This is a genomic window from Bradyrhizobium sp. CB2312 (genome assembly GCF_029714425.1).
In the GTDB taxonomy this organism is placed as follows: Bacteria; Pseudomonadota; Alphaproteobacteria; order Rhizobiales; family Xanthobacteraceae; genus Bradyrhizobium.
Map to the genome: position 1 here is coordinate 3,713,380 of NZ_CP121668.1, position 16,519 is coordinate 3,729,898.

13 protein-coding genes are annotated in these 16,519 nt (G+C 65.4%); 10 read left to right on the plus strand and 3 right to left on the minus strand.

The genetic code is table 11. The features are described 5' to 3' along the window. The first annotated feature begins 6 nt into the window (after window positions 1-6). From rfaE1 to QA642_RS17955, 5 genes are all read left to right on the plus strand, one after another. Window positions 7-1,491: a D-glycero-beta-D-manno-heptose-7-phosphate kinase gene (gene rfaE1, locus QA642_RS17935; RefSeq protein WP_283085810.1), complete on the plus strand. Its 1,485-nt coding sequence runs from the start codon at window positions 7-9 to the stop codon at window positions 1,489-1,491. Between the two features lie 8 nt (window positions 1,492-1,499). Continuing rightward, window positions 1,500-2,798 (plus strand): O-antigen ligase family protein, encoded by a 1,299-nt coding sequence (locus QA642_RS17940; protein WP_283086920.1) that lies wholly within the window; start codon window positions 1,500-1,502, stop codon window positions 2,796-2,798. A gap of 84 nt (window positions 2,799-2,882) precedes the next feature. After that, window positions 2,883-4,796 carry an SDR family NAD(P)-dependent oxidoreductase gene (locus tag QA642_RS17945; RefSeq protein ID WP_283085811.1) on the plus strand — a complete coding sequence of 638 codons (1,914 nt, stop codon included), beginning with the start codon at window positions 2,883-2,885 and terminating at the stop codon, window positions 4,794-4,796. 2 nt (window positions 4,797-4,798) lie between these two features. Next, a complete protein-coding gene (locus tag QA642_RS17950; protein ID WP_283085812.1) occupies window positions 4,799-6,019 on the plus strand; it encodes a glycosyltransferase family 4 protein in 1,221 nt (406 codons plus the stop codon). Then, the gene (locus QA642_RS17955) at window positions 6,016-6,963 is read left to right on the plus strand and encodes an NAD-dependent epimerase/dehydratase family protein (RefSeq protein ID WP_283085813.1); all 948 of its coding nucleotides are present in this window, start codon (window positions 6,016-6,018) and stop codon (window positions 6,961-6,963) included. The genes QA642_RS17950 and QA642_RS17955 overlap by 4 nt, the downstream gene beginning before the upstream one ends. Here the strand turns inward: QA642_RS17955 and QA642_RS17960 are convergent. Beyond that, window positions 6,951-7,970, minus strand: a complete 1,020-nt coding sequence (locus QA642_RS17960; RefSeq protein ID WP_283085814.1) for a glycosyltransferase family 4 protein — start codon at window positions 7,968-7,970, stop codon at window positions 6,951-6,953. The two genes, QA642_RS17955 and QA642_RS17960, sit on opposite strands and share 13 nt — an antisense overlap. Beyond that, the gene (locus QA642_RS17965; RefSeq protein ID WP_283085815.1) at window positions 7,967-8,926 is read right to left on the minus strand and encodes a lysylphosphatidylglycerol synthase transmembrane domain-containing protein; all 960 of its coding nucleotides are present in this window, start codon (window positions 8,924-8,926) and stop codon (window positions 7,967-7,969) included. The genes QA642_RS17960 and QA642_RS17965 overlap by 4 nt, the downstream gene beginning before the upstream one ends. 190 nt (window positions 8,927-9,116) lie before the next feature. Here QA642_RS17965 and QA642_RS17970 point away from each other — a divergent pair, with 190 nt between their 5' ends. The 5 genes from QA642_RS17970 to murJ all read left to right on the plus strand — a co-directional run bounded on the left by QA642_RS17970 (window position 9,117) and on the right by murJ (window position 15,711). Then, the gene (locus QA642_RS17970; protein ID WP_283085816.1) at window positions 9,117-10,106 is read left to right on the plus strand and encodes an SDR family NAD(P)-dependent oxidoreductase; all 990 of its coding nucleotides are present in this window, start codon (window positions 9,117-9,119) and stop codon (window positions 10,104-10,106) included. Between the two features lie 7 nt (window positions 10,107-10,113). Next, window positions 10,114-11,526 (plus strand): mannose-1-phosphate guanylyltransferase/mannose-6-phosphate isomerase, encoded by a 1,413-nt coding sequence (locus QA642_RS17975; RefSeq protein ID WP_283085817.1) that lies wholly within the window; start codon window positions 10,114-10,116, stop codon window positions 11,524-11,526. A gap of 182 nt (window positions 11,527-11,708) precedes the next feature. Next, a complete protein-coding gene (locus QA642_RS17980; RefSeq protein ID WP_283085818.1) occupies window positions 11,709-12,713 on the plus strand; it encodes a Gfo/Idh/MocA family oxidoreductase in 1,005 nt (334 codons plus the stop codon). A gap of 10 nt (window positions 12,714-12,723) precedes the next feature. Continuing rightward, window positions 12,724-13,911 (plus strand): DegT/DnrJ/EryC1/StrS family aminotransferase, encoded by a 1,188-nt coding sequence (locus QA642_RS17985; protein ID WP_283085819.1) that lies wholly within the window; start codon window positions 12,724-12,726, stop codon window positions 13,909-13,911. Window positions 13,912-14,184: 273 nt separating this feature from the next. Next, the gene (murJ, locus tag QA642_RS17990) at window positions 14,185-15,711 is read left to right on the plus strand and encodes a murein biosynthesis integral membrane protein MurJ (protein ID WP_283085820.1); all 1,527 of its coding nucleotides are present in this window, start codon (window positions 14,185-14,187) and stop codon (window positions 15,709-15,711) included. Window positions 15,712-15,724: 13 nt separating this feature from the next. Here murJ and QA642_RS17995 read toward each other — a convergent pair whose 3' ends face one another. Then, a complete protein-coding gene (locus tag QA642_RS17995; RefSeq protein WP_283085821.1) occupies window positions 15,725-16,192 on the minus strand; it encodes a hypothetical protein in 468 nt (155 codons plus the stop codon). Window positions 16,193-16,519: the final 327 nt, after the last annotated feature.

Sequence of the window (16,519 nt, forward strand, 5' to 3'; positions counted from 1 at the left end):
GGACCCATGGTGACGCCCATTCTCGATTTCGATGCCCTCGCGCAAGCCATCTCAGGCCGCACGGTGCTGTGCATCGGCGACATCATGCTGGACGAGTTCGTCTATGGCGAGGTGTCGCGGATTTCGCCGGAAGCACCGGCGCCCGTCATCGCGGCACAGCGCAGCGAGATCCATATCGGTGGCGCCGGCAACGTCGCGCGCAATGTCGCCTCGCTCGGCGCGCGCTGCGTCTTCGTCGGCCTCGTCGGCGAGGACGATGCGGGCAAGCGGCTCGCCTCCGCGCTCGCGGACCATGCCGGCATCGAAAGTGTGCTGGTGTGCGACCCCTCGCGGCCGACGACGCGAAAAGTCCGCTTCGTCTCCGAGCATTTCTCCACCCACATGCTGCGTGCGGACTGGGAGCAGGCGGTCGCAGCCTCGGGCGACATCGAGACCAGGCTGATCGAAACGATCCTGACGCTGATTGCGCGCGCCGACATCGTGCTGCTCTCGGACTACGCCAAGGGCGTGCTGACCGCGCGGGTGATCCGCCACACCATCGATGCGGCGCGAGAAGCCGGCAAGCCGGTGATCGTCGATCCCAAGAGCCTGAACTGGGCGATCTATCGCGGCGCCACGCTGCTCACGCCCAACCGCAAGGAATTTGCCGAGGCGACGCGCAGCCGCGCCGACACGCCGCAAGCCATCGTCGATGCCAGCGAGGACGTGATGCGGCTCGCCGATTGCGAGGCGATCCTGGTCACGCAAGGCGAGCACGGCATGACACTAGTGCCGCGCAATGGCGAGTCCGTTCATGTTCCGGCTTTCCCCGTGAAGGTGCGCGATGTCTCCGGCGCCGGCGACACCGTCGCCGCGGCGCTTGCCGTGTCGCTTGCCGCAGACGCGGACTGGGATACGGCGCTGCGCATGGCCAGTGCGGCTGCGGCCGTTGCCGTCGGCAAGCAGGGCACCGCCAGCGTTAGCGTGGCCGAGTTGCGGCGGAAGATCCTGCCGCATGCTTATCTTGCGGCCGAGGAGAAGATCGTGCTCGAGCCGGGCGCGCTCGATGCGCAGCTCGCCGAATGGCGGCGGCAAGGTCAGCGCATCGGCTTCACCAATGGCTGCTTCGACATCCTGCATCCCGGCCACGTCAAGGTGCTGACCGCGGCACGTGCCGCCTGCGACCGCCTGATCGTTGGTCTCAACAGCGATGCCTCGGTGCGGCGGCTGAAGGGCGCCGAACGTCCGGTGCAGGACGAACGCGCGCGCGCGGAAGTGCTGGCTGCGCTCGAAGCCGTCGATCTCGTCGTCATCTTCGAGGAGGACACGCCGATCGACCTGATCACCCGCATCAAGCCGAGCGCGCTGGTGAAAGGCGGCGACTACACCCGTGAGCAGGTGGTCGGTCATGAGGTCGTCGAGGCCGCGGGCGGGGTGGTGGTGCTGGTCGACATCCTCCAGGGTTTCAGTACGACGGCGCTGGTCCACCGCGCGCGGGGAGGGGCCAAGTGACAGCTCAAATGACCGACCGGGCGGCGGTGCCGCCCGGGGAGACGACCACCCAGATGCTGTCGCGGCGCTTGCGCAGCCCGGCGGCCTGGTGCGAGGCGGCCGACCTGTTCGCGATCCTGACCGTGGTCGCGTTGCCCTGGTCGACCTCGCTGACGGCGATCTTCAACGTCGCGTTCCTCATCTGCATGGTGCCGTTCCTCGACCTCAGGGCATTCCTGCAATCGCTGAAGCGACCGATTTGCGCGGCGCCGATCGCGCTGGTGCTGCTCGCGCTGGCGGGCACGCTGTGGTCGGAAGCGGACTGGGGCGCGCGCCTCTATGCGCTCAGTCCGACCGCCAAGCTGCTGGTGCTGCCGGCGATGCTCTATCATTTCGAGCGCTCGCCGCGCGGACACTGGATGTTCGTCGCCTTCCTGGTGTCCTGCGCGCTGCTGTCGGTGATGTCCTGGCTGGTCGCGTTCTATCCCGACCTGACGCTCAAGCCCGACCACTCCGAACGCGGCATCTTCGTCAAGAACTACATCAACCAGAGCCAGGAATTCGCGCTGTGCGCGGTCGGTCTGGCTTTTCCGATCGTGACGCTGCTGCGCCAGAAGCGCTATTGGTTCGCAGGCTTGCTGATCGCGCTGGCGCTGAGCTTCTTCGTCAACATGGCTTTCGTGGTGGTGTCGCGCACCGCGCTCGTCACCGTTCCGATCATGTTCGGCGTGTTCGCGCTACTGCACCTACGATGGCGCAGCATCGCGATCATCTGCGCGGCGCTGCTCGTCGGCGCCGTTCTCGCCTGGCAGGCCTCGCCGCAATTGCGCAAGACCGTCGATACCTTTGCCAGCGACTACACGCGCTATAAGGAAAAGGGCGAGCCGACTTCGGCGGGCCTGCGGCTCGAATTCTGGCGGAAATCCCTCGGCTTCTTCGCGGAAGCGCCGATCAAGGGGCACGGCACCGGCTCGACGCGCCGGCTGTTCGAGCAGGTTGCCACGCCGGGTGGCCAGTACCTCGCGTCCGCCGAGGTGATCGGCAATCCACATAACCAGACGCTGAACGTCGCCGTGCAATGGGGCGTCACCGGTATCGTCATTCTCTTCGCGATCTGGATCCTGCATCTGCGCCTGTTCCGCGGCGACGGGCTCGCCACCTGGGTTGGCCTTCTGGTCGTGGTCCAGAACGTCTTCACCTCGCTGTTCAACTCCCACCTGTTCGACTATCACGAGGGCTGGATGTACGTGATCGGCGTCGGCGTTGCCGGCGGCATGGTGATCCGGGAGCAACAGGCCGAGGCGAAGCTGGGGGAAGCCGGTTCCTGAACGGCCGCGCGGCTGGCAACTCCTGCGGAGATGGGTTATCAGCGCGGTCAGGTTGCACCTAGCTGGATTTTCATCGGTCGTCGGATGACGCGTCTTTCGCATCTCACCTTGCGCAATTTCCTGATCGCGCTCCACGACTTGCTGGCGACGACAGCGGCGCTGTTCGCCGCCTTCTATCTGCGTTTCGAGGGGGGCGACTTTTTCTACGATCGCCTGCCGCTGCTGTTCCAGATACTGCCCTATTTTCTCGCCTTCAGCGTGGTCGTATTCTTCCTGTCCAACCTGACCACGACGAAATGGCGCTTCATCTCGCTGCCTGATGCGCTGAACATCATCCGCGTCGCGACCGTGCTGACGGTCGCCCTGCTTGCGCTCGACTACATCTTCGTCGCGCCCAACGTCCGAGGCGCCTTCTTCCTCGGCAAGGTGACGATCGTCCTGTACTGGTTCCTGGAGATCGCTTTCCTTAGCGCGCCGCGCATGGCCTACCGGTACTTCCGCTATACGCGGGTGCGGCGTCACGCGCGCGAGGAGGATGCCGCGCCGACCCTGCTGATCGGCCGTACCGCGGATGCCGAGGTGCTGCTCCGCGGCATCGAGAGCGGGGCGATCAAGCGTATCTGGCCGGTCGGCGTCCTGTCGCCGTCGAGGTCCGACCTCGGTCAGCTCATCCGCAACGTTCCCGTGCTGGGTGGCATCGACGACATCGAGGACGTCTTCGCCGATTTCGCCAAGCGCAACAAGGCGATTGCGCGCGTGGTCATGACGCCGTCGGCGTTCGAGCCCGAGGCGCATCCGGAATCGAGCCTGATGCGTGCGCGCAAGTTGGGTGTGATCGTCAACCGCATGCCTTCGCTGGAGAGCGGCGACGCGCCGCGCCTCACTGCGGTCGCGGTCGAGGACCTCCTGCTGCGGCCGAGCGAGAAGATCGACTATGCGCGCCTGGAAGCGCTGATCAGGGGCAAGGCTGTCATCGTCACCGGCGGCGGCGGCTCGATCGGTTCGGAGATCTGCGAGCGCGTCGTGGCCTTCGGGGCCGCGCGGCTGCTGATCGTAGAAAATTCCGAGCCGGCGCTGTACGCGGTGACGGAGGCGCTCGCCGCGCGCGGCGCTGTGGCCGCGATCGAAGGGCGGATCGCCGACATCCGCGACCGGGAGCGCATCATGCGTCTGATGGTCGAGTTCAAGCCTGACATCGTGTTCCACGCCGCAGCGCTCAAGCACGTGCCGATCCTCGAACGCGATTGGAGCGAGGGCGTCAAGACCAACATCTTTGGCTCGATCAACGTGGCGGACGCAGCCCTTGCCGCCGGCGCCGAGGCCATGGTGATGATCTCGACTGACAAGGCGATCGAGCCGGTGTCGATGCTCGGCCTCACCAAGCGCTTCGCCGAGATGTATTGCCAGGCGCTCGATCATGATCTTGCCGCGGCGAGCAGCGGTGCCAAGCCGCCGATGCGGCTGATCTCGGTCCGGTTCGGTAATGTGCTCGCCTCGAACGGCTCGGTGGTGCCGAAGTTCAAGGCCCAGATCGAAGCCGGCGGCCCGGTGACGGTGACGCATCCCGATATGGTGCGCTACTTCATGACCATCCGCGAGGCCTGCGATCTCGTCATCACGGCGGCGACGCATGCGCTCGGAACGCAGCGTTCGGACGTCTCGGTCTACGTGCTCAACATGGGCCAGCCGGTAAAGATCGTCGATCTCGCCGAGCGCATGATCCGTCTGTCCGGTCTCCAGCCGGGCCACGACATCGAGATCGTGTTCAGCGGCATGCGGCCGGGCGAACGGCTGCACGAGATCCTGTTCGCCTCCGAGGAGCCGACCCGCGAGATCGGCGTTGCCGGCATCATGGCCGCGCAGCCGAACGAGCCGCCGATGCAGACGCTGCGCAAATGGATCGCGACGCTGGAACAGGCGATCGCGCGCGATGATCGGGCCACCATCAGGACCATCCTGAAGGACGCGGTTCCGGAGTTCGGGTCGACTGCGGCCTGACCATGCAGTCTCAAGGCAAAATCGTCGTCGCGAGCCAGCATTATCCACCCGATCCGAGCACGACCGCGGCGATCATGGCGGAGATCGCCTGTCGCATCGCCGGGGATCACGAAGTCGTCGTTCTATCGGGCTCGCCCGGCGCATTGCCGGCTTCGCAGACCGGCCCGGGCAAGCCGCGCGTCGTCGCCCTCAAGAACCGGATCGCGGGCAAGACGGCGCTGGTGCGGCGCGGGGCGTCCGAGCTGCTGTTCGCGGCGCGCATCTTCTTCGCGCTGATCCGGGAACTGAGGCGAGGTGACGTCGTGCTCACCGTCACGGCACCGTTCATGTTACCCTATGCCGTTGTCGCGGCAGCAAGGCTCAAGGGCGCGCGCTCGGCGCTGATCATGCACGATCTCTTTCCAGACGTGCTGGTGATGGCGGGCCTGCTCAAGCCCGGCGCGATCGTCACTCGGCTCATGCGCGCAGCCAACAGCCTGATGTTTCGCACGCTCAATGCGGTCATCACGATCGGCCGCGATGCGGAGCGGCCACTGCTCAGCTATTCCGGCATGACGCCGAACAAGATCCGCTTCATCCCGAACTGGGCGACGCTCACGCCTGCGCCGCGTCCGATCACGTCGGACAATCCGTTCCGCAAGGCAATTTCGGCGCGCTTTATCGTCGGTCTTTCAGGCAATCTCGGCTTCACCCATGATCCTGAGATCATGTTCGAAGCGGCGCGGCTGCTGCGGGGCGAGCCGGACATTCACTTCCTGCTCTCCGGCTGGGGTATCGGCTTCGAGCGGCTGAAGCAGTTGCAGGCTGAGGCGAGGCTAGCCAATGTCTCCTTCGTTGCGCGGGTCGAGGATGCCGAGCTCGAGGCGTTTCTGGCATCCGCCAATCTTTGGATCATTCCGTATCGGAAGGACGTCGCGGGCGTGTCGGTTCCGAGTCGATTCTACAATCTGCTGGCGGTCGGCCGTCCCGTGGTGCTGGTCTCCGAGCCGGAGGCCGAGGCCGCATTGACGGTAGTGGAGAACGAGCTCGGCTGGGTTGTGCCGCCGGGCAGCGTCGAGCGGCTTGCCGAAGCGATCCGCGCGGCCTCCCGTGCCGACAACGGCGACATGGCAGCGCGTGCGGTGAAGGCGGCTGCGAGGTTCGACCGCACGAATGCGATGAACGACTATGCCGCACTGATTGAAGAATTGTTGCGCAACCCGGACCTATCGGAGCAGCGATGAGCGAGCGTAAAGCTGTCGTATTGGTGACCGGAGCGGATGGCTTCATCGGCCGTCACGTCGCGCCCGCACTCTCGCGCGCGGGATGGCTGGTGCGCCGAGCGGCCCGCAGCCCTCTTGGCACCGACGACGAGGTCGTGGTCGAATCGATCGGGCCCGAGACCGATTGGAAGCCTGCGCTCGAGGGCGTCGACGCCGTCGTCCATCTCGCCGCGCGCGTGCATCACAAGCACGAGGAGCACGCGATCCAGCTCTACCGCAACGTCAACATTGCCGGCACGCTGCACCTGGCGCGCTCGGCGGCGAGCGCGGGCGTGCGCCAGTTCATCTTCGTCAGCACCGTTCTCGTGCACGGCCGCAGCAATGACGGTCGGGCGCCGTTCAGCGAGGACGACATCCTCACGCCGCGCGGTCTCTATGGCATGTCCAAGGCTGCGGCCGAGACCGGCTTACGGACACTGGCGCGCGACTGCGACATGAAAATATCGGTGATCCGGCCGCCGCTGGTCTATGGCTCGGGCGCCAAGGGCAATTTTGCGCTGCTGACGCGTGCGGTGAATCTAGGGCTGCCGCTGCCATTCGCCGCGATCCACAATCAGCGTGCCTTCCTCGCCGTGCAGAATCTCTCGTCGTTCATCCTACGCCGGTTGTCCTATCTGGATGCCGCGAGCAATTTCGAGATATTCCTGGTGGCGGACAGGGAGCAGGTCTCAACGCCAGAGTTCATCGAGCGGCTCGCGAAGGCGTCAGGCAAGAGCCCGCGGCTCTTCGGCGTGCCCCCGGACCTGCTCTCAACGCTGCTCCGCGTGATCGGCCGGCAGGATACGCATGACAGCCTGATCGGCTCGCTCGAACTCGACGTCTCTAAGGCGATGGCAACCGGCTGGCAGCCGCAGGTCTCCCTCGACGAGGGACTGCGGCTCGCGCTGTTGGCTCAGGATGCCTGAGAACGAGCGAACCGACGGAGCACGAACGCGATCGCGGCCGCGCCCGCGATCAGCGCGATCGCGGTGACAGCCATCGAGCCGGCGCGAGCGGTGAGGATGGCGAGCCCCGCAAGGAGGAGGTTGAGCGTGGAGACCTCGCCGGTCACCCGCGAGACGGTAAAGCCGTTGTCGGTGGCGCGCTGGTAGAAGTGCGAGCGGTGGGCCGACCAGAACTGCTCGCGGCGCGCGATGCGGCGAAACAGCGTGATGGTGGAATCCGTAAGATAATAGGCCGGCAGCAGCAGTGCCGCGGCGGCGTGTCCGTGCCAGGCAAGCTCCAGCAGGCACCAGCCGAGCAGGAGACCGATCGGCAGGCTGCCGACATCGCCCAGGAAAACCTTTGCGACCGGCCGGTTGAAAGGCGCGAAGCCGAGCATGGCGCCGCATAGCGTTGTCGCAATCATTGCGGCCGGCCAGGTCAGTTCACCGAGCCATCCAAGCAGCAGCAGCGCCGCGGTGACCGGCACCACCTCCGCCACCGTCATCAGGTCGAGCCCGTCCATGAAATTGACGAGGTTCACGAACCAGACGCCGGCGAACAGGATGAGTCCTCGTTCCAGCGCGAGCGGCAGCGCCGGCACGATGCGCGCGGTCTCGGGCGCGGTGAACACGACTGCGCCGACGCAGGCGGCCTGCAGCGCGAGCCGCACCAGCACCGGCAGCGACTTGATGTCGTCGGCGAACCCGACGATTGCGATCACGACCGTCGCAATGACGAGCGCCGGCGGAATCGCCAGGTTGGCCCAGGCGGCCCACGCCAACGCGACCAGCAGCGTCGCGGCGATGACTGCGATGCCCGCGCCCTGCGGCGTCGGAATGCGATGCGAGGAGCGTGCGTTCGGCCGCGCCAATGCGTAGCGCTGCAGCAGCGGACGGCTGATCCGGGTGATGACGGCCGATAGCAGCGCGGCTATCGCTAGAGCGAGCAGCGCGGGCACGGCGGCAACGGCATCGGCTGAAGGGTTCACTCGGGCACCCCGAGCGGCGCCGATCCCTGCGCGGCCTTCTCGGCGCTGAAAATCCAGACGAGGCCGCCGATCGCGCCGACGATGAACGAGACAGCGCCGAACAGCAGCGAGACGTTGACGCCTTCGTTGGCGGCGAGGCCGGCGAAGCCGAAGGCGAGGCCCATGGTCGCCTCGCGCACGCCCCAGCCGGCGATCGAGATCGGCATCAAGGTGATCAGCATGACCGGCGGGATGAGCAGGAAGATCTGGCCGAAGCTGACGGGTGCGGCGATCGACTGCACCACGCACCAGGCGATGACGACGGCGAGCACGTGAATGAACAGCGACAGGACCGCGACGATCGGTCCGCGCTTGGCATTGAAGATCACGCGGTTGGCGATCACGGCGCAGGCGTGGATGTGATGGGTGGCCCACCAGGTCTTCAGCCAGCGCCATTTCAGCGCGCCGAAGACCAGGAAGCCGAGCCCGCCCGCGAGCGCCGCGAGGTCGAGGAGCAGCAGCGCCGAGCGCCCGTGCGGATCGGTGATGAGGCTGTAGCTCCAGGGCAGGCTCGCGACGATGAGGATCGCGAGCGCGACGAGGCCGATCGCGCGGTCGACGAAAATCGAGTAGGTGGCCGCGCGCCATCCGGCGCCGGCGCGCGCCACCAGCCACAGCCGGACCGCATCGCCGCCGATCGCCGAGGGCAGGGTCTGGTTGAAGAACGCGCCGATCACGTTGTAGCGCATGGCCCGGCCGAGCTCGAGCGGCGCGCCGCATTCGGCGCTGATCTCGCGCCAGCGCAGCACGCCGACGAAGATTTGCAGGAACGTGACCGCGATCGCCGCGGCGATCCAGAGCAGGCTGCTCGCGTTGAAGCGCGACAACAGTTCGGTCAGGTCGACCTTGCGCAGCGCCAGGTAGAGCAGCGCTGCGGAAATCAGGATCTTGGCCGCAGAAAGCAGGATTCGGCGCATCTCGCCCGCATGGAACAGGGTTTGCGAAGGTTACCCGACGCCAGGCGCCGAATTCGGCCGCTTTGGTATGGTCTTGGCGCCGATCTTGCAATAGCGGTGATTTGGAACGGCCATGAACGGCTGGCTATTGCGACCCCCTCGCGACCGCGGCTAAAGAGGCGGCGAGAGCTGGGAATGCCGCGGGAACAGGATGACGGATCAGGCGATTTTGGTCACGGGAGCCGCCGGCTTCATCGGTTTTCACGTCGCCCGGCAGCTGCTGGGCGAGGGCCGGCCCGTCATCGGGCTCGACAATCTCAACAGCTATTACGATCCGGCGCTGAAACAGGCGCGCCTCGCGCGGTTGCGGAACGAGGCCGGCTTCTCCTTCGTCGAGGCCGATCTTGCCGATAGCGACGCCATCGCGGCGCTGTTTGCGCGGCACGGATTTGCGCAGGTCGTGCATCTCGCGGCCCAGGCCGGCGTGCGCTACTCGATCGAGCAGCCGCAGGCTTACGCCGATTCCAATCTGGCGGGTTTTCTCAACGTGCTCGAGGGCTGCCGCCAGAGCGGCTGTCGTCATCTCGTCTACGCCTCGTCATCCTCCGTTTATGGCGCCAACACTAAACTGCCGTTCTCCGTGCAGGACCGGACCGATCATCCCGTGAGCTTTTATGCGGCCACCAAGAAGGCGAACGAGGTGATGGCGCAGTCCTACAGCCACCTTTACCGGCTGCCGGTCACGGGGCTGCGCTTCTTCACCATTTACGGGCCGTGGGGCCGGCCCGACATGGCCATGTTTCTGTTTGTAAACGCCATCATGCAGGGCCGGCCGATCCGGCTCTTTAACCATGGCCGGATGCGTCGCGACTTCACCTATATCGACGACGTCACCCGCGTAGTATCCAAGCTGGTCGATTTGGTGCCTGCGGATGACCCGGCTGCCGCAAATGCGCCGTCCAAGGTCTACAATGTCGGAAATCACCACCCGGAGGAGCTGATGCATGTCGTCGCGCTTCTGGAGCGGGAGCTGGGCCGGACGGCGATCAAAGAATTGCTGCCGATGCAGCCGGGAGATGTTTTGGAAACGTTCGCGGATGTCGAGGACCTGATGCGAGACACCGGCTTTGCGCCGTCAACGCCGATCGAGCAGGGGGTCCGTAATTTTGTCGCCTGGTACCGGGACTACCACAAGGTTTGAGATGACGATGGACAAACGCATTATCCCCCTGATCATGTGCGGCGGCGCCGGCACGCGGCTGTGGCCCGCCTCGCGCGAGGTGCGGCCAAAACAGTTCCTGCCGCTGTTCGGCACGCGCTCGACCTTCCAGGACACGCTGCTGCGTGTGTCCGATGCTTCGCTGTTCGATCGTCCGATCGTCATCACCAACGCCTCCTACCGCTTCATGGTGCTGGAGCAGCTCGCCGAGATCGGCATCGAGGCCGACGTCATCCTCGAGCCGATGCGGCGCGACTCCGGTCCCGCCATCGCCGCGGGCGCGGTGTTCGCGCAGAACCGTGCCAAGGAGGCGATCGTGCTCGCGCTCGCCGCCGATCACGTGGTGCAGGACAATGCCGCCTTCGTCGCCGCCTGCCGCGAGGGCTTGGCTGCCGCGAGCACCGGGCGCATCGTCACCTTCGGCGTCAAGCCGGAGCGGCCGGCGACCGAATACGGCTATATCAGCCCGGGCGAGGTGATCTCCGGCACGGTGCACGCGGTCGCGCGCTTCGTCGAGAAGCCGGACGCGGTGAAGGCGGCCGACTACGTCAATTCGGGCTATCTCTGGAACAGCGGCAACTTCATGTTCCCGGCCAGCGTGCTGCTCGACGAATACCGCAAGGTCGACGCGGCAAGCGTCGAGGCGGTGTCCAGTGCGGTCACCAAGGCCGGCCGCGATCTCGGCTTCGTGACGCTCGAGCCGAAGGCGTTCGGCGCGGCCAAGGCGATCTCGATCGACTATGCGGTGATGGAGAAGACCTCGCGCGCCGCCGTGGTGCCGGTGTCCTGCGGCTGGTCCGACGTCGGCTCCTGGCGCGCGGTGTGGGAATTGTCCGACAAGGACGCGCAAGGCAACGCCGCCCATGGCACCGTGGTGTTCGAGGATTCCCGCAACTGCAACGTCACCAGCGATCACGCGCTGGTCGCGCTCGAAGGCGTCGACGATCTCGTCGTGGTCGCGACGGCGGATGCGGTGCTGGTCTCGCGCCAGCAGGATGCCAACGGCCTCAAGCGGCTCGTGACCAAGCTCAAGACGGTCGCGCCGAAGGTCACCGAGGAGCATCTCAAGGTGCATCGGCCCTGGGGCAGCTACCAGTCCGTCGACAATGGCGAGCGTCATCAGGTCAAGCGCATCGTGGTGAAGCCGGGCGGGCGTTTGTCGCTGCAGAAGCATCACCATCGTGCCGAGCACTGGATCGTGGTTCGCGGCGCGGCCCGCGTCACCGTGAATGAGACCGTGAAGACGGTGCACGAGAACGAGTCGATCTACATCCCGATGGGCGCGGTCCACCGAATGGAGAATCCCGGTAAAATCATGCTGGAACTGATCGAGGTCCAGACCGGCTCCTATCTCGGGGAAGACGACATCATCCGAATTGAAGACGACTATCAAAGGTCGTAACCAGCAAACTCCGAATCACGCGACCCGGGCCGAAACCGGCCTCTTTTGGCGGCCTAAGGCCCGGGAAACGTGTAATTTTTTGAATCAAATCGTGTCCGGGTGACTTACCCGGCATTCGCCACAAATGTGACGTCCGTGCTAGAAGCGGCCCGGGGATTTGCGTTGAATCGGGGTTCGATCAGATGAGTTCCAAAGTGTCTCAACCGGCGAAGGCCGGCTTGCGCGTCGGCGTGATTGGGGCCGGCGTGATGGGAAGCAACCACGCGCGCGTGCTGAGCGGTCTTCCTGGCGTCAGCCTCGTCGGTGTGGTCGATCCGTCGCCGACGCACCTGACCCGCACCACCGAGCTTGCGGGCTGCCAGGGTTTTGAGACGCTCGACCAGCTCCTCGCGGCAGGCGTCGATGCCGTCACCATCGCTGCTCCAACGCATCTGCATCACGAGATCGCGCTCGCCTGCATCGCCAAGAACATCCACGTGCTGGTCGAGAAGCCGATCGCCTCCACGGTGGAAGAAGGCCACGAGATCGTGGCCGCCGCGCAGAAGGCCGGCGTCACGCTGATGATCGGCCATGTCGAGCGCTTCAATCCGGCGGTCGCCGCCGTCAAGCAGGCGATCGCGGGCGAGGACATTCTCTCCATCGCGATCACCCGCGTCGGTCCGTTCCCGCCGCGCATGTCCAATGTCGGCGTCGTCATCGATCTTGCCGTGCACGACATCGACCTGATCCGCTGGTTCACCGAATCCGACATCGTCGAGGTGCAGCCGCAACTCTCGAGCGCGGTCGCCGAGCGCGAGGACATCGCGCTCCTGCAGTTCCGCACCGCCAACGGCGTGCTCGCGCACATCAACACCAACTGGCTGACGCCGTTCAAGGCGCGCAGCGTCACGGTCGCGACCCGCGACAAATACGTGATGGGCGATCTGCTGACGCGCCAGGTCACCGAATGCTTCGGCTTCAAGCCTGACGGCAGCTATTCGATGCGGCATCTGCCGGTCGGCCATGACGAGCCGCTCCGCGCCGAACTGATCGCATTCCTCAAGGCCGTCCGCCACGGCGAGACGCCGGCGGTCACCGGCGACGAGGGCGTCGCCAGCCTCGAGATCGCGACGCGCTGCCTCGAAACGCCATCGCGGCCGGCGGCCTCATCGGCTGCCCGCAAGGGCCCGCGCCGCGTCGCCGGCTAAAACCCTTTCCATGTCGACCGCGCAAGAAGGCGCCAAGAACCAGGCCATGAACCAGCACCTACGTTCCGAACCCATTCCCTTCATCGACGTCACCTCGCAGCGCCGCCGGCTGGGCGCCTCGCTCGATGCGGCCGTCAAGCGCGTCATGGACCATTGCCAGTTCGTCAATGGCCCCGAAGTCGCCGAGCTCGAGAAGCAGCTCGCGGCCTACTCGGGCGCCAAGCATGTGATCGGCTGCGCCAGCGGGACCGACGCGATCCTGATGGTGATGATGGCGAAGAATGTCGGGCCCGGCGATGCCGTGCTGTGTCCGTCCTTCACCTTCATCGCGACCGCTTCGCCCGCGGCACGGATGGGCGCGACCCCAGTCTACGTCGACGTCGACGAGACGACCTTCAACATGAGTCCGGAATCGCTGAAGCGCGGCATCGCGAGCGCGCGCAAGGCAGGCCTGAAGCCCGTTGCGGTCATCCCGGTCGACCTGTTCGGCCAGCCCGCCGACCACGATGCCATCGCGGAAATCGCCAAGGCCGAGGGCCTGTTCGTGATCGACGACGCCGCGCAGGGGTTTGGCGCGAGCTACAAGGGCCGCAAGCTCGGCACCTTCGGGCTCGCCACCACGACCAGCTTCTTCCCGGCAAAGCCGCTCGGCTGCTTCGGCGATGGCGGTGCGATCTTCACCGATGACGACGACCTCGCCGCCACCCTGCGCAGCATCCGCGTGCACGGGCAGGGCGTCGACAAATACGACAACGTCCGCCTTGGGGTCACCGGCCGGATCGACACCATGCAGGCCGCGGTGCTGATCGAGAAGCTGAAGATCTTCGACGACGAGATCGCCGCCCGTAACAGGGTTGCGGAGCGCTACGCGCGCGGCCTGTCCAACGTTGTCACCGTGCCGCGTCTGGCGCCGGGCAATACCTCGGTCTGGGCCCAGTACACGATCCGACTCCCTGAGGGTACCGACCGCGACGGCTTTGCCGCCGCGCTGAAGGCGCAGGGCGTGCCGACCGCGATCTATTACGGCAAGTCGATGCACCAGCAGACCGCCTACAAGCAGTATCCGGTCGCCGAGGGCGGCCTGCCGGGTTGCGAGAGCCTGTCGCAGGACGTCATCAGCCTGCCGATGCATGCCTATTTGACCGAAGCCGACCAGGAGCGAATCATCGCCGCCGTGCAAGGCGCGCTCGCGGGCTGATTGGGCCGCTTGCCGCGCTGGTCGTCATGCCCGGGCTTGTCCCGCCTGCGCGGCCCAAGCCGCTTCGGCGCGGCGAAGGCCCGGCCATCCACGTTCTTCGAGTGCGTGGCAAGGCGTGGATGGCCGGGACAAGCCCGGCCATGACGCTGTGGAGATTGTCGGTGCCCTAGCGTACACCCCAAGTGCGATTTCGCTGCGCAAGCGGGGGGAGGGGGCATACTGCCGCCGCAGCTGGCACCTAGACCTAATCGCGCCATGCTCTAAAACAGACGCATGCTCGGACGTATCTTCACTGTCGGTGGTTACACGCTGCTCTCGCGGCTGACGGGGTTTGCCCGCGACATCATGCTCGCGGCGATCCTCGGCGCCGGCCCGGTGGCCGACGCCTTCTTCGTGGCGCTTCGACTGCCCAATCATTTCCGCGCGATCTTCGCCGAGGGCGCCTTCAACGCCGCCTGGGTGCCGGCCTATGCCCATGTCCATGGCGAGAAGGGGGAGGCAGCGGCAAAACTGTTCGCCGACCGCATCTTCACGCTGCTGCTGGCCTCGCAAATCGTGCTGCTGATCCTGGCCTGGCTGTTCATGCCGCAGGCCATGAGCTTACTGGCGCCGGGCTTCAGTGAGGATGCCGAGCAGCGCAAGCTCGCGATCGAGCTGACCCGCATCACCTTTCCCTATCTCCTGCTGATCACGCTGGTGACGCTCTATGGCGGCATGCTCAACGTGATGCAGCGCTTTGCCAGCGCCGCCGCTGCATCGATCTTCCTCAATGTCGCGATGATGATGACGCTGGCTCTGGCCGCCTGGTTTCCGACCGCCGGCCACGCCGCAGCCTGGGGCGTCCTCATCTCCGGATTCCTGCAATATTTCCTGCTCGCGGGCGATCTCGCCCGCCATGGCGGCCTGCCGCGCTTTGCGCCGCTCAAGCTCGACGAAGATGTCCGCGGCTTCTTCAGGGCGCTCGGACCTGCAACGCTGGGCTCGATGGGCACGCAAGTGGCATTGTTTGCCGACACCATCATCGCGACCTTCCTGCCCGCCGGCGCGCTCTCGGCGCTCTATTATGCCGACCGTCTCAACCAGCTCCCGATCGGCGTGATCGGCATCGCCATCGGCACGGTGCTGCTGCCCGAGATGTCGCGGCGGATCACCGCCAACGACCATGACGGCGCGATGAAGGCGCAGCGCCGCGCCTTCGATTTCACGCTGCTGTTCTCAATCCCGTTCGTCGCGGCCTTCATCACCGTGCCGGACGCGATCATGCGCGCGCTGTTCGCCCACGGCGCGTTCTCCAAGGCCGATGCGGTCGCGGCAGGCAGCACGCTTGCGGCCTATGCCATCGGCCTCATTCCTTTTGTGCTGATCCGCAGCGCGGTCGCGACCTTCTATGCGCGCAAGGACACGGCGACGCCGGTGCGCGCCTCGCTCACCGGCATTGCCGTCAATGTCGCGCTGAAGATTGCCCTGATGGGATCGCTCGCCCAGATTGGCCTGGCGCTGGCCACCGCCGTCGGCGTCTGGACCAATCTCTTGCTGGTGCTGTTCTTCGCCGTGCGGCGCGGCTTTCTCGTGCTCGACCGTGCCTGGCTACTGTCGCTCGCCAAATTCCTGCTGACAGGAGTCATCCTGGCCGCCGCGTTCTGGCTGATCGCACGCTTCAGCGGCTCTTGGCTGGGCTCGATGCACTTCCACGATGAATTGACGCTGGTCCTGCTCGCCGTCGGCGGCACGATCGTCTACGCACTCGCGATCCTCGTGCTGTTCGGTCGTCGCTGGCTGGTCTCGCTGGTGCGCGGTTAGAGTGCCTGATCGTTCATTTCGACGTCTTGCTCACGCCCCAACGACCGTCGGGCCCCTGGATCAAGAACACCGGCTTTTGCCCGGGATTCGCAAGCTCAATCGTTTTGTCATCAGTCCATGCCACGAACTTGGACTTTGCGGGCAAGCGTGTCTTGCTCGCTTTGGACGTCCATACTGCGAGCGGCTTTTTTCCTCTGGCGTCCAGGATCGTAAAATTCGATGCCGTCAGACCATCCTCGTCATATTCCACGGTGAGTGCCCAATCTCCGTCGGGCGAGAATTGCGGCAATGCATATCCGAAATCCTGCTCGCGGCCGGTTCTTCCGTCGATGGCTTTGCATTGGCCTGCGTCCACTCCATAGTCGCAAACGACAAAGAGATGCCTCGACGGGTAGAAGTCTGCGAGCCCGTAGCCGAACCCTCCTTCAGAAGCGCCGCTTTCGCTGTTGTTAGCGAATATTTTCCGGCTGCCATCGTCCATGCGAAGAACGAGGCTCTCCCCTCGCATGGCAGCAAGGGGACCGGCCAACGCGACGCACTTCTTGTTGAATTCCGCCGTCGAGTTTGCTGAAAACGACTCGCGGCAGGTTTTGGCCCTCGCCGTGGGCGAAGACGTATCCGTTGGATTGGGAGGTTGTTCTGCACCAGACGGCAGAGTCGCAGCGATTGAGACGGTGCTTACAAATAAGAAAACCGAATGCGCATATAGCGTCTATTATTGCGGTGACAGAGCACTCGATCTCTCGTAGCAGAAGTTAGCTGCACTGTCACAGTAATCTGGCAGCAACTAGCTGCTCTCGCCGGTGCA